21 protein-coding genes are annotated in these 22,713 nt (G+C 71.3%); 9 read left to right on the top strand and 12 right to left on the bottom strand.

Annotated features, from left to right (window positions below; all coding sequences use genetic code 11):
- Positions 1 to 5 precede the first annotated feature (5 nt).
- The 6 genes from GGR24_RS02580 to GGR24_RS02605 form a co-directional block, all read right to left on the bottom strand.
- A complete protein-coding gene (locus GGR24_RS02580; RefSeq protein ID WP_183393723.1) occupies positions 6 to 227 on the bottom strand; it encodes a hypothetical protein in 222 nt (73 codons plus the stop codon).
- The gene (gene scpA, locus GGR24_RS02585; RefSeq protein ID WP_183393724.1) at positions 224 to 2,383 is read right to left on the bottom strand and encodes a methylmalonyl-CoA mutase; all 2,160 of its coding nucleotides are present in this window, start codon (positions 2,381 to 2,383) and stop codon (positions 224 to 226) included. Before scpA ends, GGR24_RS02580 begins: the two co-directional genes overlap by 4 nt.
- Positions 2,380 to 4,353 (bottom strand): methylmalonyl-CoA mutase family protein, encoded by a 1,974-nt coding sequence (locus tag GGR24_RS02590; RefSeq protein ID WP_246397912.1) that lies wholly within the window; start codon positions 4,351 to 4,353, stop codon positions 2,380 to 2,382. Before GGR24_RS02590 ends, scpA begins: the two co-directional genes overlap by 4 nt.
- A gap of 187 nt (positions 4,354 to 4,540) precedes the next feature.
- Positions 4,541 to 5,548, bottom strand: a complete 1,008-nt coding sequence (locus tag GGR24_RS02595) for an autotransporter outer membrane beta-barrel domain-containing protein (RefSeq protein ID WP_183393726.1) — start codon at positions 5,546 to 5,548, stop codon at positions 4,541 to 4,543.
- Positions 5,549 to 5,757: 209 nt separating this feature from the next.
- Positions 5,758 to 7,140, bottom strand: coding sequence for a dipeptidase (locus GGR24_RS02600; protein ID WP_183393727.1), 1,383 nt, complete (start codon positions 7,138 to 7,140; stop codon positions 5,758 to 5,760).
- An 89-nt stretch (positions 7,141 to 7,229) separates the two neighbouring features.
- On the bottom strand, positions 7,230 to 8,807 hold the full coding sequence (locus tag GGR24_RS02605; RefSeq protein WP_183393728.1) for a helicase HerA-like domain-containing protein: 1,578 nt from the start codon (positions 8,805 to 8,807) through the stop codon (positions 7,230 to 7,232).
- A gap of 134 nt (positions 8,808 to 8,941) precedes the next feature.
- On the opposite strand from GGR24_RS02605, the gene GGR24_RS02610 reads away from it, so the two are divergent.
- The 3 genes from GGR24_RS02610 to folP all read left to right on the top strand — a co-directional run bounded on the left by GGR24_RS02610 (position 8,942) and on the right by folP (position 10,728).
- On the top strand, positions 8,942 to 9,310 hold the full coding sequence (locus GGR24_RS02610) for a hypothetical protein (protein ID WP_183393729.1): 369 nt from the start codon (positions 8,942 to 8,944) through the stop codon (positions 9,308 to 9,310).
- 100 nt (positions 9,311 to 9,410) lie between these two features.
- Positions 9,411 to 9,818 (top strand): DUF4332 domain-containing protein, encoded by a 408-nt coding sequence (locus tag GGR24_RS02615; RefSeq protein ID WP_183393730.1) that lies wholly within the window; start codon positions 9,411 to 9,413, stop codon positions 9,816 to 9,818.
- Between the two features lie 76 nt (positions 9,819 to 9,894).
- Positions 9,895 to 10,728, top strand: coding sequence for a dihydropteroate synthase (gene folP, locus GGR24_RS02620; protein WP_183393731.1), 834 nt, complete (start codon positions 9,895 to 9,897; stop codon positions 10,726 to 10,728).
- Between the two features lie 61 nt (positions 10,729 to 10,789).
- Here folP and GGR24_RS02625 read toward each other — a convergent pair whose 3' ends face one another.
- The gene (locus tag GGR24_RS02625; protein ID WP_183393732.1) at positions 10,790 to 11,386 is read right to left on the bottom strand and encodes a superoxide dismutase; all 597 of its coding nucleotides are present in this window, start codon (positions 11,384 to 11,386) and stop codon (positions 10,790 to 10,792) included.
- Between the two features lie 206 nt (positions 11,387 to 11,592).
- On the opposite strand from GGR24_RS02625, the gene GGR24_RS02630 reads away from it, so the two are divergent.
- Positions 11,593 to 12,960 (top strand): hypothetical protein, encoded by a 1,368-nt coding sequence (locus GGR24_RS02630; RefSeq protein WP_183393733.1) that lies wholly within the window; start codon positions 11,593 to 11,595, stop codon positions 12,958 to 12,960.
- On the opposite strand, the gene GGR24_RS02635 is transcribed toward GGR24_RS02630, so the two are convergent.
- On the bottom strand, positions 12,950 to 15,103 hold the full coding sequence (locus GGR24_RS02635; protein WP_183393734.1) for a S9 family peptidase: 2,154 nt from the start codon (positions 15,101 to 15,103) through the stop codon (positions 12,950 to 12,952). The two genes, GGR24_RS02630 and GGR24_RS02635, sit on opposite strands and share 11 nt — an antisense overlap.
- Before the next feature lie 396 nt (positions 15,104 to 15,499).
- On the opposite strand from GGR24_RS02635, the gene GGR24_RS02640 reads away from it, so the two are divergent.
- Positions 15,500 to 15,916, top strand: a complete 417-nt coding sequence (locus tag GGR24_RS02640; protein ID WP_183393735.1) for a Ros/MucR family transcriptional regulator — start codon at positions 15,500 to 15,502, stop codon at positions 15,914 to 15,916.
- Positions 15,917 to 16,003: 87 nt separating this feature from the next.
- Here the strand turns inward: GGR24_RS02640 and GGR24_RS02645 are convergent, their stop codons facing one another.
- Positions 16,004 to 16,417, bottom strand: coding sequence for a DUF6477 family protein (locus GGR24_RS02645; protein ID WP_246397913.1), 414 nt, complete (start codon positions 16,415 to 16,417; stop codon positions 16,004 to 16,006).
- Between the two features lie 46 nt (positions 16,418 to 16,463).
- On the opposite strand from GGR24_RS02645, the gene GGR24_RS02650 reads away from it, so the two are divergent.
- Positions 16,464 to 17,267: a DUF6456 domain-containing protein gene (locus GGR24_RS02650; protein WP_183393736.1), complete on the top strand. Its 804-nt coding sequence runs from the start codon at positions 16,464 to 16,466 to the stop codon at positions 17,265 to 17,267.
- A 3-nt stretch (positions 17,268 to 17,270) separates the two neighbouring features.
- Here the strand turns inward: GGR24_RS02650 and GGR24_RS02655 are convergent, their stop codons facing one another.
- Together GGR24_RS02655 and GGR24_RS02660 are read right to left on the bottom strand one after the other, a co-directional pair.
- A complete protein-coding gene (locus tag GGR24_RS02655; RefSeq protein ID WP_183393737.1) occupies positions 17,271 to 17,708 on the bottom strand; it encodes a SufE family protein in 438 nt (145 codons plus the stop codon).
- Positions 17,709 to 17,805: 97 nt separating this feature from the next.
- Complete coding sequence (locus tag GGR24_RS02660; RefSeq protein WP_183393738.1) at positions 17,806 to 18,189, bottom strand: DUF5330 domain-containing protein; 384 nt, start codon at positions 18,187 to 18,189, stop codon at positions 17,806 to 17,808.
- Between the two features lie 325 nt (positions 18,190 to 18,514).
- Between GGR24_RS02660 and GGR24_RS02665 the strand changes: the two genes are divergently transcribed.
- The 3 genes from GGR24_RS02665 to GGR24_RS02675 are packed head-to-tail and all read left to right on the top strand — an operon-like array spanning position 18,515 to position 21,363.
- On the top strand, positions 18,515 to 20,320 hold the full coding sequence (locus GGR24_RS02665; RefSeq protein ID WP_343066168.1) for a sensor histidine kinase: 1,806 nt from the start codon (positions 18,515 to 18,517) through the stop codon (positions 20,318 to 20,320).
- Positions 20,313 to 21,014 (top strand): peptidoglycan-binding protein, encoded by a 702-nt coding sequence (locus GGR24_RS02670; RefSeq protein ID WP_183393739.1) that lies wholly within the window; start codon positions 20,313 to 20,315, stop codon positions 21,012 to 21,014. Before GGR24_RS02665 ends, GGR24_RS02670 begins: the two co-directional genes overlap by 8 nt.
- A 13-nt stretch (positions 21,015 to 21,027) precedes the next feature.
- Complete coding sequence (locus GGR24_RS02675; protein WP_183393740.1) at positions 21,028 to 21,363, top strand: DUF1491 family protein; 336 nt, start codon at positions 21,028 to 21,030, stop codon at positions 21,361 to 21,363.
- A gap of 3 nt (positions 21,364 to 21,366) precedes the next feature.
- Here the strand turns inward: GGR24_RS02675 and GGR24_RS02680 are convergent, their stop codons facing one another.
- A complete protein-coding gene (locus tag GGR24_RS02680; RefSeq protein WP_183393741.1) occupies positions 21,367 to 22,497 on the bottom strand; it encodes a DUF2336 domain-containing protein in 1,131 nt (376 codons plus the stop codon).
- Positions 22,498 to 22,713: the final 216 nt, after the last annotated feature.

Here is a 22,713-nt window from a genome sequence, read left to right on the forward strand (position 1 = left end):
CGCCGTTACTGCGGCGCCTCGAGCAGCATCTCGTGGGCGCGCTTGCGATAGGCGTCGCGCGCCTCGTCGGTCGCCACCTGGAAACCTTCGGTCGAACGCCCGGGGGCCTCGAACAACTTGGTGTCCCAAAGCAGCGAGGGCGGGTTCTCCGCCCGGAACAGCTGCTTGGCCATCGCCTCGACCAGTTCGGGCGACGGCTCTTCGGGCGTGTCGTCGATATCGCTCATTCGGCCGCCTGAGCCTCCGTATAGCCGAGCCGCGCGCTGAGCAGCCGCATCAGCTCCTTGGCGGCCTCGGCCACCACCGTGCCGGGCGGGAAGATCAGGCTCGCGCCCGCGTCTTTCAGCGCCGGATAATCGACCGGCGGAATGACGCCGCCGACCACGATCATGATGTCGTCGCGACCCTCGGCGCGGAGCGCGTCGCGCAGCGCCGGCACGAGCGTCAGATGGCCGGCGGTCATGGTCGAGATGCCGACCACGTGCACGTCGTTCTCGATCGCCTGCCGCGCGGCCTCCTCGGGCGTGGCGAACAGCGGCCCGATGTCGACGTCGAAGCCGAGGTCGGCGAAGGCCGAGGCGATGATCTTCTGGCCGCGGTCGTGGCCGTCCTGACCGACCTTGGCGACAAGAATGCGCGGCCGGCGCCCGTCGGCGCGCTCGAAAGCCGTCACCTGCGCCTGCACGTCCTCGATCGCGCCCATGGCGCGGGCCTCCCGCTTGTAGACGCCGGAAATCGAGCGGATCTCCGCCTTGTGCCGGCCGAACACCTTCTCCATCGCCTCGGTGATCTCGCCGACGGTGGCCTTGGCCCGCGCCGCCTCGATCGACAGCGCGAGCAGGTTGCCGTCGCCCCGCGCGCCGTTCTCGAGCGCCGTCAGCGCCGCCTCGACGGCCTTCGGGTCGCGCTCCTCGCGCAGGCGCTTGAGCTTGGCCTCCTGCGCGGCGCGCACCTCGGCGTTCTTGATCTGGCGGACGTCGAGCGTCTCGTTCTGCAGCACCTTATACTTGTTGACGCCCACCACGGTCTGCTCGCCGGAGTCGATCCGCGCCTGCGTGGTGGCGGCGGCCTCCTCGATGCGCAGCTTCGGCACGCCGGCCTCGATCGCCTTGGCCATGCCGCCCAGCCGGTCGATCTCGGCGATGTGGGCGAGCGCCTTGGCGGCGAGGTCGTGCGTCAGGCGCTCCACATAGGCAGAGCCGCCCCATGGGTCGATGAAGCGCGTCGTGCCGCTCTCCATCTGCAGCACCAGCTGCGTGTTGCGGGCGATGCGGGCGGAAAAATCCGTCGGCAGCGCCAGCGCCTCGTCGAACGAGTTGGTGTGCAGCGACTGGGTGCCGCCCTGGGTGGCGGCGACCGCCTCGAGCGTGGTGCGGATGACGTTGTTGTAGACGTCCTGCGCGGTGAGCGACCAGCCGCTGGTCTGGCTGTGGGTCCTGAGAGGCAGCGACTTCGGGTTCCTGGCCCCGAGGTCGCTCATGAGCTTCGTCCAGATGAGGCGCGCGGCCCGCATCTTGGCGATCTCCATGAACACGTTCATGCCGATCGCCCAGAAGAACGACAGGCGCGGCGCGAAACGGTCGATGTCGAGCCCGGCCGCCATGCCGGCGCGGACGTATTCGGCGCCGTCGGCGAGCGTGTAGGCGAGCTCGAGGTCGGCCGTCGCCCCGGCCTCCTGCATGTGGTAGCCGGAGATCGAGATCGAGTTGAACTTGGGCATGTGCTCGGACGTGTGCGCGAAGATGTCCGAGACGATCCGCATGGAGGGCTGCGGCGGGTAGATGTAGGTGTTGCGGACCATGAACTCCTTCAGAATGTCGTTCTGAATGGTCCCGGCCAGCTTCTCCTGCGGCACGCCCTGTTCTTCGCCCGCCACGATGAACAGCGCGAGGACCGGCAACACGGCCCCGTTCATCGTCATCGACACGGTCATCTTTTCGAGCGGGATGCCGTCGAACAGCGTGCGCATGTCGTAGATCGAGTCGATCGCGACGCCCGCCATGCCGACGTCGCCCGCGACGCGCGGATGGTCGCTGTCATAGCCGCGGTGGGTCGCGAGGTCGAAGGCGACCGACACGCCGGTCTGCCCGGCCGCGAGGTTCGCGCGATAGAAGGCGTTGGAGTCCTCGGCGGTGGAGAAGCCGGCATATTGCCGGATCGTCCAGGGCTGCGAGGCGTACATGGTCGGGTAGGGGCCGCGGATGAACGGCGCCAGCCCCGGCCAGGTGTCGAGGCCTTCGAGCCCGGCGAGATCGGCCTCGCCGTAGAGCGGCGCGACCGCGATGCCTTCCGGCGTGATCCACGGTTCTGCGGCCCGCGGGGGCGGGGCGAGATCCGGCCGGCGCCACTCGATCGCTGCGAAATCGGGGAGCTTGGCGGTCATGATGCCTCTCCGGCGCGCGCGTCCACGACCGCAGCGAGCTTCGACGCTTCCCGCAGAACGTCAAGCGCGTTGTCTCCGGCGGCGACGAGGCGGCTGACGCCCGCCTCCTGCAGTTCCGCGGCGTTCTTCGGCCGGCCGGCGAGCCACACCGTCGCGCCGGCCGCGCGCAGCGCCGCCACGCAGGCCGCCGCCTGTTCGTCATAGGCGTCGTCAGAGCCGCAAAGGATCGCGAGCGGAGCGCCGCTGGCGCGCCACGCCGCGGCGGCGGCCAGCGGCTCCGCTCCGATCGGCCCGTCCACGGCTTCGACGCCGCCTGCGGTCAGCAGGTTGCGGACGAAGCCGGCGCGCGGCGCGTGGCGGGCGATCGGGCCGAGCAGAGCGAGGAAGGCGCGGGGCCGGCGCGCCGCGCCTTCATTGACCGCGCGCAGTTCCTCGAAGGGAGACGCCAGGCGGTCGAGGTCGAGCGGCGTGGCGGAGGCGGTGGGCCTCGGCCGCGACGCCAGCCGGATGTCCGCGACGCTTGCGCCGGCGGCGAGCGCCGCGACGATCGCCCGGAAGCCGGCCGCGTCGTCGCCGAACTCGCCCACCGTGCGGCTGGCCGCGGACGGCGCAGGGCTGTCGACGGCGGGCTGCGGCGCGAGTGACGGCGGAACCTCGCCGCTCTGCGGGAACTCCGAGACGCCGACGAGCGGCGCGCGGCGCGTCGCGACGGCTTCGGCGCGCGCGGCCCTGATCTCGAGGATCTGGGTCTGCCAGAAGCCGGAGCGCAGCGCCTCGAACAGGCCGCCCTGGCGCTCGATCTCGCGGAACGTCCGCCAGCCGGCTTCGGCGAACTTGTCGGTCAGCCGTTCGATCGCTCCGGCGCCGGCGGCCGGGTCCGCGACGCGATAGGCGTTGCTCTCCTCGAGGATGATCGACTGCGCGTTGCGGGCGAGCCGCCGGCTGTCGGCGTCGGACGCGCCGAAGGCATGGGTGTAGGGCAGCACGACGATGGAATCCGCCCCGCCGACGCCGGCCGCGAAGGCGGCGATCGTGGTGCGCACCATGTTCGTGTGGGCGTCCCGCTGGGTCATCATCCGCCGCGAGGTCTCGGCGTGGATGTGGACGGGCGCGGGCGCGAGACCCGCTTCCTCGCGCCAGCGCGCCCACAACAGCCGGGCCGCGCGCAGCTTGGCGATCGAGGCGAATTGCTGGGCGTCGCAGGCGAAGGCGAACGCGATCTGTCCCGCCGCCGCCTCAAGCGTGAAGCCATGATCGATCATCGCCCGGACGTGGTCCGTGGCCGACCCCAGCACTGTCGCGAGTTCCTGGATCTCGCTCGCGCCGGCGCAGTGCACGACCCGCGAGTCGGCCAGCACGACGGGGCCGGCGAAGCCACGCGCGGTGATGTCCTCGGCGACGCCTGCGAAGCGTCGCCGCATGTCCGGCCACGCCCTGGCGAGCGCGCCGGTGCGGCTGAGGTCGCGAAGCAGGTCCACCCCGAACAGCGCCTTCACGGAGGCGGGCGCGAGGCCCCGCCGCTCCACCAGCGCGGCCAGCATCGCGGTCGCGATGCGGCCCTCATAGGGCGCGAGGTCGAGATGGATCGGCGCGAGATCGAGCAGCACGCCGTCCAGCGTGCGGTCGAGATCGCTCAGGCTCTCGATCCGCAGCCCCTGGCCGATGCCTTGGCCCGCCAGCGTGAGGGACAGGCCCGTGGCGCCGTTGTTCAGGTCCTCGAGCGCCTGCGCGTTGGCCTCGGACGGATCCGCCAGATCGATCCGCGTCATTGCGATCCAGGGCGCGCCCGCGGGTCGCCCGGCGATGGTCCGGGGAGCCGCGCGGGACGCGATGGCGTCGACCGAGACGCCGTCGATCGTGCGGTGCGAAAGCACCGAGTCGAGCGAGCGGCCCTTGAGCGCCGCTTCGGCGGCGCGGCGCCACTCTTCCTCGGTCGCTGCGAATTCGGCGGCGAAGCTGGTCGCCGTCATGTTCGATTCCATCGTCATCCGGTTCTCGGCCTGAAGCGGCGGGGACCCTGCCACACGGGCCGTGCCCTCGCCATTACCGACAATGGAATTAGGGCGTTCGCAGCATGTGGCGCGATCGCCCTGTCGACACAGCGCGCCAGGCGCTGTGCGCTGCAGCGAAAATAGGCCCGTGCGCCGGACGGGGAGCCTAGAAGTGAACGCCCAGTCGGGCGCGGCTCGAATGGGTCGCCAGATCGTCCCGGCGCCCATAGTCGTAGTTCACGCTCAGATTGACGCCGGGCGCGAGGTCGGTCCCGGCGCCGACGCCGCCCACCACGCCGCGCCCGTTGGGGCTGCCCACCGAGGCGAGGCGGGCGCGGGCGCCGGAGGCGTCGGTCGACGACAGCGCTCCGGCCTTGAACGCGAGCACCTCCTCGGCGCCGATGAACGCCTCCAGCGCCAGTTCATGCCCCGGGGCGAGCCCGACCTTGCGCGCGCCCGTCAGGCGGAACGACCCGATCGCCGCGCGGGCGCTGCGGGAGGCGAACGACCGCGGGTTCTCCCCGCCGCGTTCCCGGTAGGCGGTCGAGGTGCTGGAATAGGCCGCGAGCCCGACCGTCGGCGTGATCCTGATGCGGTCGAAGGTCAGCGTGGCGCCGATCTGGCTGCCGGCGCGGAAGCCGTAGCCGAAGGCCGAGGCGCGGCTCCGGCCGTCCTCGGGGCCGCGATCAACCGACCAGAAGTCGAAGACGGAGCCGCCGAACAGCATCTTGACGAAGACCGGCCCGCGGTTGAGCCGGCCATAGATGTCGGCGTTCTGCGCGAAGGTCTTGGCGCTCAGGTCGCCGGAATTGACGTCGCCGAAGCCCGCGCTGGCCGCCGCGCCGACGATGGTTCCGGACCCGATGTCGCGATCGACCCCGAGCCGCATGACCGACGTCGATCCGCCCGAGCCAAGCCGGCCGTCTCGCTCGGCTTGCCCGAACGAGGCGGAGCCGTTCTCCCAGTAGACGGAGGCCTTCGGGATCGGCTGCTTGTCGTCGGGCCGGGCCGCGTCGAGGCGGGCGAAGGCGGCGTCGGTCTCGGCATGCGCCAGGAAGGCGCCGCTCTCGGCCAGCGCCTGCGCGGAGCGCAGATCATCGGCGCGTGCAGCCGAGGCGCAAGCCAGCGCCGCCATGCCGAGCGCGAGCCCGGCGCGTGATTTCAGCAAGTCCATAGTCGTCACTCGGAGCGACGCTGCCGACGGCCCGCACGGCGACGGCCAGCGTTCTTCGCAGGCGCAGTATGAACGAACGTTCAGATTTCGCGATTCACACTGGTTCACGATGGCGAGAGAGGTATTCGGCTAAATACCTTTCTCGTCTTCCCGGCCGCCTGCGCAACAATCCCGGCCCGCCGCCGCGCGCCCCGGAGAAGCTTTCGCGATCAGCCGGCGAGCGCCGCAAGTATGCGGATCCAGGAACGCGTGCCTTTTCGGAAGCTCTCCAGGTCGTATTTCTCGTTCGGCGAGTGGATGCGATCGTCATCGAGCGCGAAACCGACGAGCAGCGCGTCGAGCCCGAGCGTCCGCTTGAAGTCGCCGACCACCGGTATCGAGCCGCCTGAGCCGATCGTGACCGGCGCGACCCCCCACTCGGCTTCCAGCGCCGTCCGGGCCTTGGCGAGCGCCGGGCTGTCGAACGGCAGCTGGATCGCGCGCGAGCCCTTGTGGCCGGTGAACTCGACCTTGCAGTCGGCGGGCGTCCGTTCGCGCACGAAGGCGCGGAACGCCTGCCGGATCGCCGCCGGGTCCTGGTCGCCGACCAGCCGGAAGGAGATCTTGGCCTGGGCTTCGGACGGGATGACGGTCTTCGCTCCCGCGCCGGTGTAGCCGCCCCACAGGCCGTTCACGTCGCAGGTAGGGCGCGACTGGATCTGCTCGATCACCATGCGATCCGTCTCGCCGGCCGGGACCGAGAGGCCGATCGGGCCGAGGAACGTCTCCGCGTCGAGGCCGAGCCCGCGCCACTGCTCCCGCACCTCTTCGGGGATGTTCGGGACGCCCTCGTAGAAGCCGGGCAGCGTCACGCGCCCCTGCTCGTCATGGAGGTCCGCCACGATGCGGGCGAGCACGTGGAGGGGGTTGCGCGCCGCCCCGCCATACATGCCGGAGTGCAGGTCGCGATCCGCGGCGCGGACCGTGACCTCCTCATAGAGCAGGCCACGCAGCGAGGACGTGATCGCCGGCGCGCCCTCGGCCCACATGGTGGTGTCGCAGACCAGCGCGACGTCGGCCGACAGCTCCTCCCGCGCCTCCTCCAGGAAGCCCGGCAGGTTGACCGATCCGGACTCCTCCTCGCCCTCGATCACCATCGTGACGCCGCAGGGCAGCGAGCCGGTGGCGGCCTTCCAGGCGCGGCACGCCTCGACGAAGGTCATCACCTGGCCTTTGTCGTCGCTCGCGCCGCGCGCCACGATGATCTGCCGGCCGGCCTTGGTGGCGGCGATCCGCGGCTCGAAGGGCGGCGTCTCCCATTTCTCCAGCGGGTCGACCGGCTGCACGTCGTAATGGCCGTAGAACAGGACGTTCGGCCCGTCCGGCCGGGGCTGCTTCGCGAGCACGATCGGGTGACCCGGCGTCTCGCGCAGCTCGGCCGCGAAGCCAAGCGTGGCGAGGTCGCGCCGCAGCCAGTCGGCGGCCTCGCGGCAGCCGTTGCGGTAGGCGGGGTCGGTCGAGATCGACGGGATCCGCAGCAGCGCGAACAGCCGCTCCAGGCTTTTGTCGAGGCTGTCGTCCGCGGCTGCGAGGGCGCGGTCGAGATCGGACATCGCTGTCGGCTCCTGTGGCGAAGGGCGCAAGGTGGCGCGGTATGGACGAAACCGGCCCCGATGTGGAGCCTCGCTCGCGCGGCCCAGATCTACCGACGCATCAGGCTGCCGAGCACCCCGCGCACGACGGCCCGGCCGAGCGAGCCGCCGAGGCTGCCGGCGACCGACTTGCCGACGGAGGCCGCGACGTCGCCGGCGGTGCGGTTGACGATGGTGCGGGTCACCTCGCGGGCGACGCGCTGGCCGGGCGTCAGCGTCCCCTTGCGGCCTGCGCCGGCCCCGAAGACCGTCTTGAACAGGCCGCCCAGCAGGTCTTCGCCGCCCGCGTCCGCCTGCGTCGCCGCCTGATCGGCCGCGACTGTCGTCTCCGCCTTTCGCGCGAGCATCTCGTAGGCGGAGTCCCGGTCGATCGCGATGTCATAGCGGCCGGCGACCGGCGAGGACGCGATCAGCGCCTTGCGCTCCTCGGGCGTGACCGGGCCGATGCGGCCCGCCGGCGGCGCGATCAGCGTGCGCTGCACGATGGTCGGCGCGCCCTTGCCCTCGAGCGTCGAGACGAGCGCCTCGCCGACGCCGAGCTCGGTGATGACCTGCGCGGTCTTGAGGTCGGGGTTCGGCCGGAAGGTCTCGGCCGCGGCCCTGACCGCCTTCTGGTCGCGCGGCGTGTAGGCGCGCAGCGCGTGCTGGATGCGGCTGCCGAGCTGCCCCGCCACCGTCTCCGGCACGTCGATCGGGTTCTGCGTGACGAAATAGACGCCGACGCCCTTGGAGCGGATCAGCCGCACCACCTGCTCGACCTTGTCGATCAGCGCCTTGGGCGCCTCGTCGAACAGCAGATGCGCCTCGTCGAAGAAGAACACGAGCTTCGGCTTGTCGGGGTCGCCGACCTCCGGCAGCTCCTCGAACAGCTCCGACATCAGCCAGAGCAGGAAGGTCGCGTAGAGCCTGGGGCTCGCCATCAGCTTGTCGGCGGCCAGGATGTTGATGACGCCGCGGCCGTCTCGCGCCGTGCGCATGAGGTCGTTCAGCGACAGCGCCGGCTCGCCGAAGAACTTGCCGCCGCCCTGTTGCTCCAGCACCAGCAGCTGGCGCTGGACGGCCCCGACCGTGGCCTTGGCGACGTTGCCGTATTTGGTCGTGAAGGTCGCCGCGTTCTCCGCCACGTAACCGAGCAGCGCCTGCAGGTCCTTGAGGTCGAGCAGCAGCAGGCCCTGTTCGTCGGCGACGCGGAAGACGATGTTGAGCACGCCCTCCTGGGTGTCGTTGAGCCCCATCAGGCGCGCGAGCAGCAGCGGCCCCATCTCGGACACGGTGGCGCGGATCGGATGGCCCTGCTCGCCGAACAGGTCCCACAGCGCCACCGGAAAAGCGCTGTTCTGATAGGGCTCGAGGCCCACCTCCCTGGCGCGCTTCACCAGGAAGTCCTTGGGCTCGCCCATCTGGGAGACGCCCGAGAGATCGCCCTTGATGTCGGCGGCGAACACCGGGACGCCGGCGCGCGAAAATCCTTCGGCGAGGACCTGCAGGGTGACGGTCTTGCCGGTTCCGGTTGCGCCGGTGACCAGACCGTGCCGGTTGGCGAGCCGCAGCTCGAGCTCCTCCGCCTTCACCCGCGCGCCATGGGAGTCGAAGCTCGTCCCGATGAAGATCTTGCCGTTCTCCGCCATGCGGCCTCGTCCTTCGCCCGTCAGGCGCGAGCCTGCCACGGCGGGCGGAGCGAACCAAGCGGGCCTCCTTCCAATGGCCGCTTGTCATGGGACCACCGACCCCTAAACTGCGCCGCCGAACGGAGGGGACAGGCATGGACGAATTGGTGAACCGGCTATCCAACGCCGCTCACATCGACCGCGCCAAGGCTGCGGCCGCGGTCAAGACCATCTTGGTTTTCCTCGACAAGGAGGCGCCTCCGGCGGCCGTGAAGGAGCTGGTGGACGCGATCCCGGGCGCCGCTTCCGTGCTCGACGAGGGCAGGGCGGAGGCGGCGGAGTCCCCCGGCTACCCGGGCTTCGGCGCGATGGCGGCCTATCACGCGCTGACCGCCGCCGGCCTCTCGGGCGGCGAGGTTCAGGTCGTGACGCGTGAAATGCTCGCCTATTCGCGCGATGCCGTCGGGGAGGAGACCACGGGCCGCATCGTCGGGGCCGTGCCGGGGCTCGAAGCCTTCATCTGACCGGAACGCCGCCTCGCGCGGCGTTCCTGCCTGCGCGTTCGCATGGCCCGCATAGCATTGGGCTCGGGCCGATCACCATGCCGCGCAGGAGGGGCGACGCATGTCCTATCCGGTCTCCGAGGTTGGGTGCGTCGGGCCGGAGGTCATCGCGAAGCTGAAGGCCGTGCGGGTGCGGACGACGGCGACGCTTCTGGAGAAGGCCAGCACGCCGAAAGGCCGCAAGGCGCTCGCGGCCGCCGCCGGGCTCGACGACACGGTGATCCTGAAGCTCGCGAACATCGCCGATCTCACCCGCGTGCCGGGCGTCGCGCTCGACTACGCGGTGCTGCTCGAAGCCGCGGGCGTCGACACGGTTCCGGACCTGCGCAACCGCAATCCCGCCAATCTCGCCCGGGCGGTGGCCCGGCTGAACCAGGCGCGCAGGATCGTGCACGCGCCGCCGTCGGAAAAGCTGCTGGCGAAATGGATCGAGCGCGCCAAGGCGCTGCCGGTCACGCTGACCTATTGATCGCCCGCGGGGCTTCTTCCGGCGGCGAAATCATGCTGATGGTCTGCCGCTCGCCATCCTAGCGCCCGGGTTCCGCATGTCCGACGGCTCGTCCAAGCCCGCCTTCTCCGCCGCCCGCCTGTTCGATCGCGCCGGCGGCCCGCGCATCATGGGCATCCTGAACGTCACGCCGGATTCGTTTTCCGACGGCGGGCGTTTCGCGGCCGTCGAGAACGCGGTCGCGCACGCCCGCGCGATGGCGGAGGAGGGCGCCGACGTGATCGACATCGGCGGCGAGTCGACCCGGCCGGGCTATCAGGCGGTCGACGCCGAGGAGGAGATCCGCCGCGTCGTGCCGGCCATCCGCGCCGTGAGGGTGGCGGTCGACACGCCGATCTCGATCGACACAATGAAGGCCAAGGTGGCGGCCGCCGCGCTCGAGGCCGGCGCCGAAATCGTCAATGACGTCTGGGGCCTGCAGCGCGATCCGGACATCGCCCGCGTGGCCGCCGAGCACGGCGCCCCGGTCGTGGTGATGCATCACCGCACGGAGGTCGATCCCGCGCTCGACATCGTCGAGGACATGAAGCGGTTTCTCGGCCGCTCGGTCGAGATCGCCCAGAAGGCTGGGATCCCGGACGCCGCGATCGCGCTTGATCCGGGCGTCGGCTTCGGCAAGACGATCCCCCAGAACCTGATCGCCATCAGGCGGGTCGACGCGCTCGTCGCCATGGGTTTTCCGGTGCTGCTCGGGACCTCGCGCAAATCGCTGATCGGGCACATCCTCGAACGCCGGCCGGAGGAGCGGGTGTTCGGTACGGTGGCGACCTCGGTGCTCGGCTGGCGTCAGGGCGCGGTGATGTTCCGCGTCCACGACGTGCGCGCCAATCGCGACGCGCTGCTGGTGGCCCAGGCGATCCTCGACGCCTGAGGGGGCGCTCCAAACGAAAAGCGGGGCCCGAAGGCCCCGCGGGATCAGTCGCTTGCGACGATCACTTCGCCTTGGAGTACAGCTCCTCGACATACTCCCAGTTCACCAGATTCTCGATGAACGCCTTGAGGTAGTCGGGACGGCGGTTGCGGTAGTCGATGTAGTAGGAGTGCTCCCAGACGTCGACGCCGAGCAGCGGCGTCGCGCCGTGCACCAGCGGGTTCTCGCCGTTCGGGGTCTTCATCACCTCGAGCTTGCCGTTCTTGAGCGCGAGCCACGCCCAGCCGGAGCCGAACTGGCCCTTGCCGGCCTCGATGAAGTCCTCCTTGAACTTCTCGACGCCGCCGAGGTCCTCCTTGATCTTGGCCTCGAGCGAGCCCGGGATCGCGCCGCCGCCGTTCGGCTTCATCCACTTCCAGAAATGGATGTGGTTGAAGTGCTGGCCGGCGTTGTTGAACAGCGCCTGGTTCTTCCCGTAGGAGCCGATCACCACCTCTTCGAGGGACTTGCCTTCAAGGCCGGAGCCGGCGAGCAGCTTGTTGCCCGTCTCGACATAGGCGTTGTGATGCTTGTCGTGATGGAACTCCAAGGTCTCCTTGGACATATAAGGCTGCAGAGCGTCGTAGGCGTAGGGCAGGTCCGGAAGCTCGAAGGCCATCGAAAATCTCCACGTGAAAGATGGGCGTTCCGCTGGGCCGCGAGTCGTGACGAAGCTCCGCGTGCAGCGGCAGGTCGCCCGCGTTAGATATGCTTGTCGGCCCTTGGGGACAACGCCGCTGCTGATCAGCGGTCGCTTCACCGGCCGGTAACCATCACGGGTCGAGACAGACGCAAGAGCAGACACCTCGCGAGGCCGCCATAGCCATGTCCGTCGTCCTGTACCTGCTCGGAGCGGGCCTGCTGGCCTGGAGCGGCGTCATGCTGCTGCAGGGCGACGCCTTCGCGACGCTCGACATCGCGACCCGGCTCGCCGGGTCGGGCGTGCTGGCGATCGGCCTTGGGGCCGTGACCGGCGCGATCCAGAGATTCGGCCGAATCGTCGCCCGCGTCGCCGGCGGGCGCGAGGGCGAGGCCGGCTGGCTGGATGGCGTGCTTTCGCGCCGCCGGAGGCCCAGCCCCCCGCCGCCGCCCCGGCCGTTGCCGAGGGCGCCCGCCCCGGCCGCCGCTCCTTCCGAGCCCGACCCCGTGGTCGCGGCCGCGCCCGAACCCGAGGTGGAGCGGCCCGTCCCCCGGCCGGCGCCTGCGCCGGAGCCGGTAGCGGTCCGTGTGGAGCCGCCGGTAGCCGTGGAGCCCCGCCCCGGGAAGGGCAAGCGCGCAAGGGAACGCCAGGCGGCCGCGGCGGCTTCGGCGACGTTCGAGCCGCCGGTGGTGGTCGCGCCGGCGTTGGGCGGGGTGACCGCGCCCCAGCCGCCCCGGCCGGAGCCGTCGCCCGAGGCCGTCGTCCGGGAGCGCGACCCCGCGCCCGAAGCGTCGGAGAAGATCGAGGTCGAGCCGGCGCCTGCCCCCGAGCCCGTCCCCGAACCCGAAGCCGCGCCGGCGGCTGCGCCGGCGGTCGAGGTCCAGGCTGACGAGAGCGCCGGTTCGCCGGAGCCCGCGCCGGTCGAGGAGCCCGCGCCGCAGCAGCCCACGGCCGCCGCGGAGGTCGCGTCAGATCCTGCCCCGAACGAGAAGCGCGCGGCGCCGCCCGAGTGGCTGATCCGCGCCCGCGAGCGGCGCGAGGCCCGGGCGCGCGGAGAGCGGGTCGAGCCGAGGCTCGGCGAGCCCGCGCCGGAGCCTGCGCCGATCGCGCCGCAGGCCGAAGCCCAAACCGAAACCGAAACCGAAACCGAGGCCTCCGTCGCGGCGGATCCCGCGGTCGAGCCGGAGGCGCAGACCGCTGGTCCGCGGCTCGTCCGGGAGGGCGAGCTCAAGGGCGTGACCTACCGTTTCTTCGACGACGGTTCGGTCGAGGCGGAATCGCCGCATGGCCGCCGCCGCTTCGCTTCGGTGGACGATCTGCGCAGGACGGTGCTGGCCGCGCGCGGCGGGGTGTTCGACCCCGCGGACGAACCCGAGGAGGAAGACGAGCCGGCGCCGGCGGCGGCCTCGGCGGAGCACGATCGGCCGCGCTTCGGCGGAGAGCCTCAGGAGGCGCCGCCGGTCACCGTCAGCCCCGCCGATCGCGTCTCGGAGGACCCGCTCGACGCCGCGCTCGCGGAGCTCGAGCAGGGCGCGCCGCCGATCAGGCGGTAGCGGCGGCCGGCTCCGCTTCGGCCTTTCCGACGGCCCAGAGCGCGAAGGCGTAGGACAGCGCGACCTCCTCCAGCCGGTCGAACCGGCCCGCGGCGCCGCCATGGCCGGCGTCCATGTTGGTCTTCAGCAGGATCGGCCGGTCGGAGGTCGTGGCGTCGCGCAGCCGCGCCGCCCATTTGGCCGGCTCCCAGTATGTGACGCGCGGATCGGTGAGGCCTGCGAGCGCCAGGATCGCCGGATAGGGACGCGGCCCGACATTGTCGACCGGGCTGTAGCTCCGGATGCGCCGGAACGCCTCCGGGTCCTCGATCGGATTGCCCCATTCGGGCCATTCGGGCGGCGTCAGCGGCAGCGTGTCGTCGAGCATCGTGGTCAGCACGTCCACGAACGGCACGTCGGCGATGATCCCTGCGAACAGGTCCGGCCGCAGATTGGCGATCGCGCCCATCAGCATGCCGCCGGCCGAACCGCCATGAGCCACGATCCGGCCGGAGGAGGTGAAGCCGGCCTCCGCGAGATGCTCCGCCACGGCGATGAAGTCCGAAAAGGTGTTCGGCTTGTTCTCGAGCTTGCCGTCGAGATACCAGCCCCAGCCCTTCTCGGTCCCGCCGCGGACATGTGCGATCGCATAGACGAAGCCGCGATCGACCAGCGACAGCCTGCCGCCGGAGAACCCGGCCGGGATCGAGATGCCATAGGCGCCGTAGCCGTAGAGCAGGCACGGCGCGGAGCCGTCGAGCGCGAGACCCGCCCGGTGCAGCACGGTGACCGGCACCTGCGCGCCGTCCGGCGCGGTCGCGGTCAGCCGGCGCGTCACATACGCGGCCGGGTCGTGGCCGGAGGGAATCTCCTGGCGCTTGCGCAGCCGGCGCTCCCCCGTCGCCATGTCGTAGTCCCACACTTCAGCTGGCGTCGCCGGCGAGGAGTAGGTGAAGCGCGTGCGATCGGCGTCGAACTCGCGGCCGGCGTCGAAGCCGAGCGCGTAGGCCTCCTCGGGGAAGGCGATCTCGTGCTCGCCGCCGTCCGCGAGCGTGCGGACGACCAGCCGGGGCACGGCGTCGACCCGCTCGAGCCGCACGAGGTGACGCGCCGTGACAGCGTGGTCGAGCACGTAGGTCCCCGGCCGGTGGGGCAGGATCTCGCGGGCGGGGCCCGCCGGCTCGTCCGCCGCGACGGCGACCAGCTTGAAGTCGACCGCGCCGTCCGCGTTGGTGCGGATGACGAGGGTCGAGCGGCCGTCGAGATCAGGGTGATGGTCGAGCTCATAGCGGACGCCGGTGCGGCGCGGCCAGACCAGGCGCGGCGGGCTTTCGGGCGCGCCGCGCGGGATGAGATGCGCCTCGCTGGTGTCGTGGTCCGAGACGGTGATGACGCAGAACGCGCCGGAGCGCGTCTCCTCGACGCCGACGAACCAGCCGGGATCCTGCTCCTTGAAGACCAGTTCGTCCTGCTCGACCGGGCTCCCGAGGCGATGGCGATAGACCTCGAGCGCGCGGTGCCGCTCGTCGAGCCGGACGTACCAGAAGCTCCGTCCGTCGGCCGCCCAGACGGTCGCGCCGGTTGCGCTCGGGATCTCGTCAGGCAGATCCGCGCCGGTTTCGAGGTCCCTCACCCGGATGGTGTCGAACTCCGAGCCCTTGTCGTCGGCGCTCCAGGCGAGCAGCGCGTGGTCCGGCGAGGCGCGCCAGTGGCCGAGCTGGAAAAAGGCGTGGCCTTTCGCCAGAGCGTCGCCGTCGAGCAATGTGCGCTCCGCTTCCGCCTCCGCTCCGCGGGGCCGGCGGACGATCAGCGGGTGCTGGCCGCCCTCGCGATAGCGGACGGCGTATTCGTACGGGCCGTCCGGCGAGGGCGTCGTCGAATCATCTTCCTTGATGCGGCCGCGCATTTCGCCGACGAGTTTCGTCTTAAGCGGCTCGAGCGGACCCAGCAGCGCCGCCGCATAGGCGTTCTCGGCGTCCAGGTAGGCGCGGATGTCCGCCGGCAGGACCTCGGGCCGGCGGATCGCCTCGGCCCAGTTCTCGGCCTTGAGCCAGGCGTAGGGGTCCTCCAGCCGGACGCCGTGGATCTCGCGCGCGAACGGCCGCCGCTCCGCCCGGGCCGGCGTGGGGTCGCGACGTTCGGGTGTCTGAGCCGGAAGGGTCATGCCCGCCTTTCTTTCGCCGTTTACCGGAGCGACTTGGCGTCGCAGAACGCCGGGACCGTAGTTTTGGCGGGACGCTTCGGCAAGAACAGGACCGCTTCGCCGGCCGACGGCGAGCTGTGCGGCATTTCGCCGGAGCCGAAATTGGTTGGTCGGCTTCTAGGAAGCGCCGGTAATCGCTACAGTCATTGCGATGGGGCGCAAACAAAAGCAGTTGAGAACGTCCCCGAGAACTTGCGCCGACATGGGTGATTGTCTATTTCACAATGACTCCCGCCGGCCGGATCCATAAAGCTCGCGGCCGCCGCCAGTCCACAAGGGCGCGCTGATATTATCTCACAGGCCCGGCCGGTCGCCTGGGCCGACAGTTTTCAACAAAACTCACGGAACGGGATCTCCATGAGCGAAACCGCCACGACGTCGAACTATATCGAGCTCGCGGCAGACATCGTGTCTGCCTATGTCAGCAACAATTCGGTCGCATCGGCTGACTTGCCTGGGCTGATCAACGAGGTCCACGCAGCGCTCACCCGCATGTCGACCGGAGCGGCCGAGCCCGCCGCCGAGGCGCTCAAGCCCGCGATCCCGGTCAAGAAGTCCGTGACCTCGGACTACATCGTCTGCCTCGAGGACGGTAAGAAGTTCAAGTCGCTCAAGCGTCACCTGCGGACGCAGTACAACATGTCGCCCGAGGAATATCGGGAGAAGTGGGGCCTGCCGTCCGATTACCCGATGGTGGCGCCGAACTATGCGGCCGCCCGCTCGGAGCTGGCCAAGAAGATGGGCCTCGGCCAGCAGCGCGTCCGCGGGCGCTGAAGCTCGAACTGCCCGCCTCTCGAAAAAAGCCGCCCCTTCCGGGCGGCTTTTTTTGCGCCTGAAGCGCACGTCCGGCCGAGGGCTCAGTCATCTCCCGGCGGCGGGTCGTCGTCCGTCCTGTTCCGCCTGCAGGGCCTGCAGCAGGGCGATATGGCGGTTGAGATCGTAGGTCCAGTGCCCGGCGCGGCCGCGCCGTCGCTCGGCTCGGAGCGCCTGCGCAAGCCGCGTCACGATCCGGCGACGAAGCGCCGGCCCGTCTTCCGCGAGCTCCCGGGGGTCGAGCCCGATGAGACGCGGGAGAGCAAGGCGCCGATCATAGTCCCCGGTCGCGCGCGTCGTCGCGGCGAGGCCGCGCTCCGCCGCGGCTCGCAGCGCCGAATCCAAGCCCGGCGAGCGTCCCCGCCCGAGCTCCGCCACGACGCGTCGTCCATCCTGTTCCGGCCTCATCGCGCTCTCCTCCAGGTCGCCGGGGAGCATGCGGAGCTTTGTGTCGCTGGACAAGAAAAAAATCCTATGCAAGTTTTCTGTCCTAAAGCGGGAGGCGCGCATGGCGAGACGCAAGGCGGGTGGGGACGAGGGGGCGGCGGTGTCGGCCGCCGGGATGAGGCTGCTCGGCAGGGTCATGGCCGCGGGCCGCGCCGGGTTGCGCTCGGCGCCGGCCGGGCCGACGGCCGAACTCGAGAGCCGCGGCCTTGTCCGGGTCAGCGGGGAGGGAGGGCTGGTGGCCACCGCGGAGGGCGCGGCGCGGCTCGCCCGCGCGCAGGGCGGCTTTCTCGCGCAGCACCGCGCGCTCGGCCGGCGCTCGGTTCCGGCGGACGGCGGCGGCGGCTTCGAGAGCGCGCTGGTCGATCTCGACGAGAGCCCGCTGGGCTGGCTGGCGCGCCGCAAGGGGCGGGACGGCAAACCGCTGCTCGCCCCCCATGAGGTGGCGGCCGGCGAGCGGCTGCGGGCCGATTTCACGCGCGGTCAGATGACGCCGCGCGTCACCGCGAACTGGGAGGCGTCAGTGTCGCGCGGCAGGCGGGGCGGCGCAGGGGCGGGCGCCGAGCTTTCGGACCACGCGATGGCGGCGCGCGATCGGGTGCGCCGCGCCATCGAGGCCGTGGGCCCCGAGCTCTCCGGCGCGCTGCTCGACGTGTGCTGCTTCCTGAAAGGGATGGAGGAGGTGGAGCGGGATCGCGGCTGGCCGGCGCGCGGCGCCAAGCTGGTGCTCGGCCTCGCGCTGTCGCGGCTCGCCCGGCACTACGGCTACGCGCCCGACGAACCGGCGCCGGACAGGCCCGGACGTATCGTCAGGTGGGGAACGGCGGACAGCCGGCCCACGATCGACGGCGCCGAGCCGCAGGCCTGATCGTCAGGAAGCCGCCGCGGCGGTCTCCGCGCCTGCCGCCGCGGCGGCCTCGCGCTTGATGCGCTCCACCATCGAGCGAAGCCCGTTTGAGCGTTGCGGGGTGAGATGCTCGCGCAGCTGGATGCGGTCGAAGACCTCTCCGGCGTCCGTCTTCAGGATCTCCCTGGCGGTGCGGCCCGAATAGAGCGTGACCGTGATCGCCACGAGCCCCTTGACCAGATGGGCGTCGCTGTCGCCCCTGAAGGTGAGCACCGGATCGGCGCCGTCGCCGATGGTCGTCTCGAGCCAGACCTGGCTGGCGCAGCCCTGCACCTTGTTGGCGGCGGTGCGCGCCTCCGGGGGCAGCGGCTCCAGTTCGCGGCCGAGCTCGATGAGGTAGCGGATGCGCTCCTCCCAGTCGTCGATGAACTCGAAGCCTTCGAGGATTTCGTCGATCTTCATCACGCCCTCTCGTCACGTCCGAGGTAGTGCGGATGCCGGCGCTCTGCAAAGGAAAAGCGCCGCTCGTGGCGGCGCCGGGGGCAGGGAGTCCGAGCCGTCAGGCCGAGCGGGCCGGGACGGGGCCGCGCCAGGCGGGCTTCCTGTCGGTGGCGGTCAGCGTGTCGCGCGTTCCCGCCGTGCTGGCCGCGGTCGCCTTCGGGGCGCTCGCGCCGTCGCTCAGATAGCCGGTCAGCATCTCGGCCCCGCTGCGGGCGCGCTCGCCCACCAGCTTGAGCGCCTGCGAGCCGACCGCGCAGGCGTCCGGCTGCCGCTCGCAGAAGCCGCTCACGTCCGAAACGGTGGCGCCGGCCGCCGCGAGCGCCGACAGGGCGTCGATCGAGGCCCGCTCCTTCTCGTTCGGACCGTCGCCGCCTCCGCCGCCGATCGGCAGAAAGACCGCGAGGACGCAGAGCCAGAACGCGATGCGCAACAGGAAGAACATGGCGGGCAGCCTCTCGTGACCACGGCGTCCGGCGGCGCTGGCCGGGCGACATCCATCAAGCTAGCACGGCCGCACTAACCGCCGTTGAAGCCACAAACGGCAAATGTCTCAGATGGTTTCATGTTTTTGAAAGGAGCTGGAAAGGTTCCGTAAAGTGTTGCGGCCGCGCCGCGGCCTGCGCGTGAAGGTTGATGCCCGGCGCCTGTAAAATCGCGCTTTTTAGCGTTCGCTTAAGCGGCGCCTGCGAACGTGGCGGTGGAGGCGGAACCCGGATCAGCGCCGCCGCAGGCGAAGCGGTTCCAGGGCGTCGACGCGTGGAGTGTGCGTGTTGCTTCAGTTCGCGGATCTGAAAGCGTTCGCGGAGCAGGTCGCAGCCAGGCTCCGTGTGTCCGCCGAAACGAGCGCAGGCGCCAGCTTCCGCCAGCGCGCCTTCGTGGCGACCCATCTTATCCTCGGCGTGCTGCCGTTCGGCGTCCTGCCCGTGCTGCTGGCGCTCGGCCGCGCGCCGTCGGCGCTCGACCTGGCGGCTTTCGCGCTGTCCGTGGCGCCCATCCTGATCGCTCTCCAGCTGTCCCGCTCCGGCGACCTCGACCGCGCCTGCGCGCTGTCTGCGGTCGCCTTCGCGTCGTTCGCGACCTGCGTCGGGGCGGTGCAGGGCGGCCTGGCCTCCGCGGCCACCGCCTGGCTCGCCCTGCCGCTGATCGAGTCTGCGCTGTCGGGCGGCCGCCGCGCCGTGTGGGCCGCGGCCTCCGCAAGCGCCGCCGCCTTCGCGGCCCTCGCACTGGTGAGCGTCGCCGGCGGGGCGCCTGCGCCCGACGCTTCGGCGCTCGCGGTCGCGGGCGTGCTGGTGGCGAGCGTCTATGGCGTCGCGCTCGCCGCGCGGACGGCGCTGACGCTCGGCGCCGCCGAGCACGCGCAGCGTGAGCGGGGCGCGCTCGCGGATCTGTTCGCCGGCTCCGTCGCCGATCTCGTCACCCGTCACGGGCCGAACGGCGCCGTGAGCTTCGCGTCGCCCGCCGCGAGGGCGATGCTTGGCGTCGAGCCGCGGGAACTCCTGGGCGGCGGTCTTCTGGCCCGAATCCATATCGCCGACCGGCCGGCCTTCCTGCAGGCGCTGGCGGCGGCGAAGGATTCGCATGGGCCGAGGGCGGTCGAAGTCCGGCTGCGGCGAGACCCGCAGGACGGCCGCGTGGGCGCGCCCAGCTTCATCTGGACCGAGATGCGCCCGCTGCCGCCGGCGGCCGCCATGGGGGCCGAACTCGTCGCCGTGTTCCGCGACGTCTCCGAGCGCAAGGCGCATGAGGAGGCGCTGGTCGCCGCCCGCGACGAGGCCCGGCAGGCGAACGTCGCCAAAACGCGCTTCCTGGCGCATATGAGCCACGAGCTGAGGACGCCGCTCAACGCCATCATCGGCTTCTCGGAGATTCTCTCCGACGACGAGCTCTGCCGCCTCGCGCCCGAGCGGCGCGCCGACTACGCGGCCCTGATCCATCGCTCCGGCGCGCATCTGCTCGAGGTGGTGAACTCGATCCTCGATATGGCGCGGATCGAGAGCGGCGCTTTTGCGATCCTTCCCGAGCCCTGCGAGGCGGCGCCGATCGTCGGGCACTGCGTGAGCCTGATGGCGCTGAAGGCGCAGGCCGCCGGCGTGCGCCTCTCCGCGCATGTCGATCCCGAGGTCGCGGAGATCCACGCCGACCGCCGCGCGCTGACGCAGATCCTGATCAACCTGCTGGCCAACGCGATCAAGTTCACGCCGCGGGACGGCGAGGTCTGGGTCGAGGTCCGCAGCCGCCACAAGGGCCTGGCGCTCTCGGTCCGCGACACCGGCGTCGGGATCGCGCCCGAGGACATCGGGCGGCTCGGCGAGGCCTTCTTCCAGGCCGACGCCGGCTACGGGCGGCGTCATGAGGGCGCGGGCATCGGCCTGTCGGTGGTGCGCGGCCTTGTGGCATTGCACAATGGCGAGATGCAGGTCGAGAGCTCGCTCGGCCGGGGCACTCGGGTGACGATCCTGCTGCCGGCCGACTGCCGCGGCGGCGCCAGCGTCGTGACCTCCATGCCGCGCGCCGAAGCGAGCCTCGGCCTGGCGAACGAACCCCAAACCCTGAGGATGAAACGACGTGCCTAGCGCCCGCCCAGACCCGCGCAGTTTCGATGAGCCGCACGGGATCCTGTCCGCCGTCGCGGGGGTGCTGCGTCGCCGGCCGCTCGACTGCCTTGCGGGGGCGCTCGCCGCGGCCTGCGTGGCCATGGTGTTCGTGAACGCGCTGGCGCTGCAGCCGGCGCGTCCGCGCACCGAGGCGTTCGTCCCGCCGGTCAAGGCGGAAGCAGTCGCGGCCGCTCCGGCCGCGAAGCCGGACGAGCTCGTCTCCCAGATCCAGTCGGCGCTCGCCGCCCTCGGCTATTATGACGGCCCCGTCGACGGGCTGATGGGCGCCCGCACCGGCGCCTCCATCCGCGCCTTCCAGCAGGCGCAGCGGCTCGATCAGACGGGCGCGCCGAGCGAGGGCCTGCTGGCGGCGGCGCTGATCGCCTCGCCGCGCAAGGCGGAAGCCGCGGCGCCGGCGCCCGTCGCGCGGCCGGCGGCGGCTGCGCCGGCCACCACCGGTTCGACCGAGATGCCCGCCGGCAAGCTGATGGCCGTGCAGCGCGCGCTCGCCCGCATCGGCTACGGCCCGGTGACGATCGACGGCAAGATGGGGGCCGAAACCCGCAACGCGATCCGCAGCTTCGAGCGCGACCACAAGATGCCCGAGACCGGCGAGCCGTCGCCCCAGGTGCTGCGGGCCCTGCAGGCGATGACCGGCGCGCAGCTCCAGTGACGCGGCGCGGCTGATGTCGTCCCGCCTGACTTCCGACTTCTGGGTCTCCGCCTATGTCCGGCGCTGTCACCTCGAGGGCGGCTTCGCGCTCGTCCGCCGGCGGGGCGCCAAGGAGGCCGGCGCGATCTTTCTGGTGATCGACCGGCTCGACGGCGGCAACGACCTCTATGCGCCTGCTCCCCAGAGCGAGGCCGATGATACGCGCGGCCGGTCGTTCGAGCGCGTGCTCGAAGCGGTCGACGGGCTGACCATCGAGGAGCGGCTCGCGCGCGAACTGCGCTTCGACTCCGACATCTGGATCGTCGCGGTCGAGGACCGGCAGGGCCGGGCCTTCCTCGACGAGGACTGAGCGTCAGCCGCGCTGGCGCGCGGCCACGTCGCCGGCCCGCGAGAAGGTGCGGCGGGCGCGGGGCGCGGCGCGCGCGGCGCCGGCGCGTTCGGGCGTCCCGGAGGGGTCGAGCAACGGCTCGTGCCGCGCCGGCGCGCGGGCTTCGGTTCTGGTCAGAGCCGCCACGATGTCGCCGGCCACAGCCCGGGAGGTGCTCTCGGCGACCTCGACGAGCTCGAAGAAACGCGCCACCGAGGCGGCGATCTCCGGCTGGCCGACGAGCAGCGCGCGGGCCACGGAATCGCTGTCGACGCCCGTCGCGCGCAGCATCATCACGAACGCCTCTCCACTCGGCTCGGAGGCGAGCCAGGCGGCCTCCTCGGGCTTGAGTCCAAGCGCCTCGCCCAACGCTTCGACGATGACATGGCTGCGGCCGCTTTCGGTCGCGGCCTCCACCAGGGCCGCGTCCACGGCGTCGGCGTTGCGGACCGGCCGCGCCGCGAAGGCCGGGCGGGTGGGGCGGCTCTCCAGCGCCTGACGGATCTCGGCGCGGCGCTCGCGGCTCGCCAGCAGATAGAGCGGCGCGAGCCCGGCCGCGTCGAAATCCTGGCGGCGGAGCACGGCGGAGGCGAGCGGGGGCGCGGCGAGCGCGCGCGAGACGAGCGCGGCGAGCGAAGCCTCGCCGGGCTTTGCGGCCGGATTTGCGACCAGGCTCTCGAGCACCAGGTCGTCCGGGTGATGCGAGAGGATGCGGATGATGTCGCTGTCGATGTCGGACCGCAGCGCCACCGCGCTCGCCTCGATCGCGCCGCCGTCGAGCGCGACCGTCAGCAGCACATGACGCGGCACGTCCAGGCAGCGCGCAAGGATGGGGGCCGCGACCGCGGGTTCGTCCTGCAGCAGCCGGTCGATCAGCCGGCGCGGCGCGCGCGGCTCCTCCGCGAGCTTGCGGGCCACGATCGCGCGGGTGTGGGCGTCGACCGTCTCGATCAGCTGAAGCGCGAGTTCTTCGTAGCGCGCGACCTCTTCGGGGGCGTGGTGCGGCTTCTGGATGAACAGATCGGTCAGCACACGCACCAGGATCGGGCGCACGTCGACGCCTTCCTGACGGCTCAGCCGGTCGAGCGTCTCTACGGGCAGCAGCTCGTCGCTCATCGATCGTCCGTGTTCGCAGGGAGGACGCCGCGTTTTATCGGCCGTCCCACGTTGGGACGCTACCCGCACTATGGTTAGCATTCGGTAAAGGAGCGGCTGAGACGCGCATGGTTCTGGCGACGGTAACGAGCCGTTAACCATTCCGGCCGCTCAATCTCATGACGAGGGCCCGCATCCGCCATCCGCCCCGGGCCCAGAGCGAACCAACCCCCTGAC

The sequence above is a fragment of the Hansschlegelia beijingensis genome (assembly GCF_014196425.1).
Taxonomy (GTDB): Bacteria; Pseudomonadota; Alphaproteobacteria; order Rhizobiales; family Methylopilaceae; genus Methylopila; species Methylopila beijingensis.

Excerpts from the sequence above, each read along its gene's own strand:
- GGR24_RS02605 (WP_183393728.1), bottom strand. The coding sequence starts at position 8,807 with ATGGCGGAGAACGGCAAGATCTTCATCGGGACGAGCTTCGACTCCCAT.
- GGR24_RS02640 (WP_183393735.1), top strand. The coding sequence starts at position 15,500 with ATGAGCGAAACCGCCACGACGTCGAACTATATCGAGCTCGCGGCAGAC.
- GGR24_RS02635 (WP_183393734.1), bottom strand. The coding sequence starts at position 15,103 with ATGACCCTTCCGGCTCAGACACCCGAACGTCGCGACCCCACGCCGGCC.
- GGR24_RS02675 (WP_183393740.1), top strand. The coding sequence starts at position 21,028 with ATGTCGTCCCGCCTGACTTCCGACTTCTGGGTCTCCGCCTATGTCCGG.
- GGR24_RS02615 (WP_183393730.1), top strand. The coding sequence starts at position 9,411 with ATGTCCTATCCGGTCTCCGAGGTTGGGTGCGTCGGGCCGGAGGTCATC.
- GGR24_RS02580 (WP_183393723.1), bottom strand. The coding sequence starts at position 227 with ATGAGCGATATCGACGACACGCCCGAAGAGCCGTCGCCCGAACTGGTC.
- GGR24_RS02600 (WP_183393727.1), bottom strand. The coding sequence starts at position 7,140 with ATGTCCGATCTCGACCGCGCCCTCGCAGCCGCGGACGACAGCCTCGAC.
- GGR24_RS02590 (WP_246397912.1), bottom strand. The coding sequence starts at position 4,353 with ATGACGGCGACCAGCTTCGCCGCCGAATTCGCAGCGACCGAGGAAGAG.
- GGR24_RS02595 (WP_183393726.1), bottom strand. The coding sequence starts at position 5,548 with ATGGACTTGCTGAAATCACGCGCCGGGCTCGCGCTCGGCATGGCGGCG.
- folP (WP_183393731.1), top strand. The coding sequence starts at position 9,895 with ATGTCCGACGGCTCGTCCAAGCCCGCCTTCTCCGCCGCCCGCCTGTTC.
- GGR24_RS02680 (WP_183393741.1), bottom strand. The coding sequence starts at position 22,497 with ATGAGCGACGAGCTGCTGCCCGTAGAGACGCTCGACCGGCTGAGCCGT.
- GGR24_RS02660 (WP_183393738.1), bottom strand. The coding sequence starts at position 18,189 with ATGTTCTTCCTGTTGCGCATCGCGTTCTGGCTCTGCGTCCTCGCGGTC.
- scpA (WP_183393724.1), bottom strand. The coding sequence starts at position 2,383 with ATGACCGCCAAGCTCCCCGATTTCGCAGCGATCGAGTGGCGCCGGCCG.
- GGR24_RS02655 (WP_183393737.1), bottom strand. The coding sequence starts at position 17,708 with ATGAAGATCGACGAAATCCTCGAAGGCTTCGAGTTCATCGACGACTGG.
- GGR24_RS02650 (WP_183393736.1), top strand. The coding sequence starts at position 16,464 with ATGGCGAGACGCAAGGCGGGTGGGGACGAGGGGGCGGCGGTGTCGGCC.
- GGR24_RS02610 (WP_183393729.1), top strand. The coding sequence starts at position 8,942 with ATGGACGAATTGGTGAACCGGCTATCCAACGCCGCTCACATCGACCGC.
- GGR24_RS02630 (WP_183393733.1), top strand. The coding sequence starts at position 11,593 with ATGTCCGTCGTCCTGTACCTGCTCGGAGCGGGCCTGCTGGCCTGGAGC.
- GGR24_RS02625 (WP_183393732.1), bottom strand. The coding sequence starts at position 11,386 with ATGGCCTTCGAGCTTCCGGACCTGCCCTACGCCTACGACGCTCTGCAG.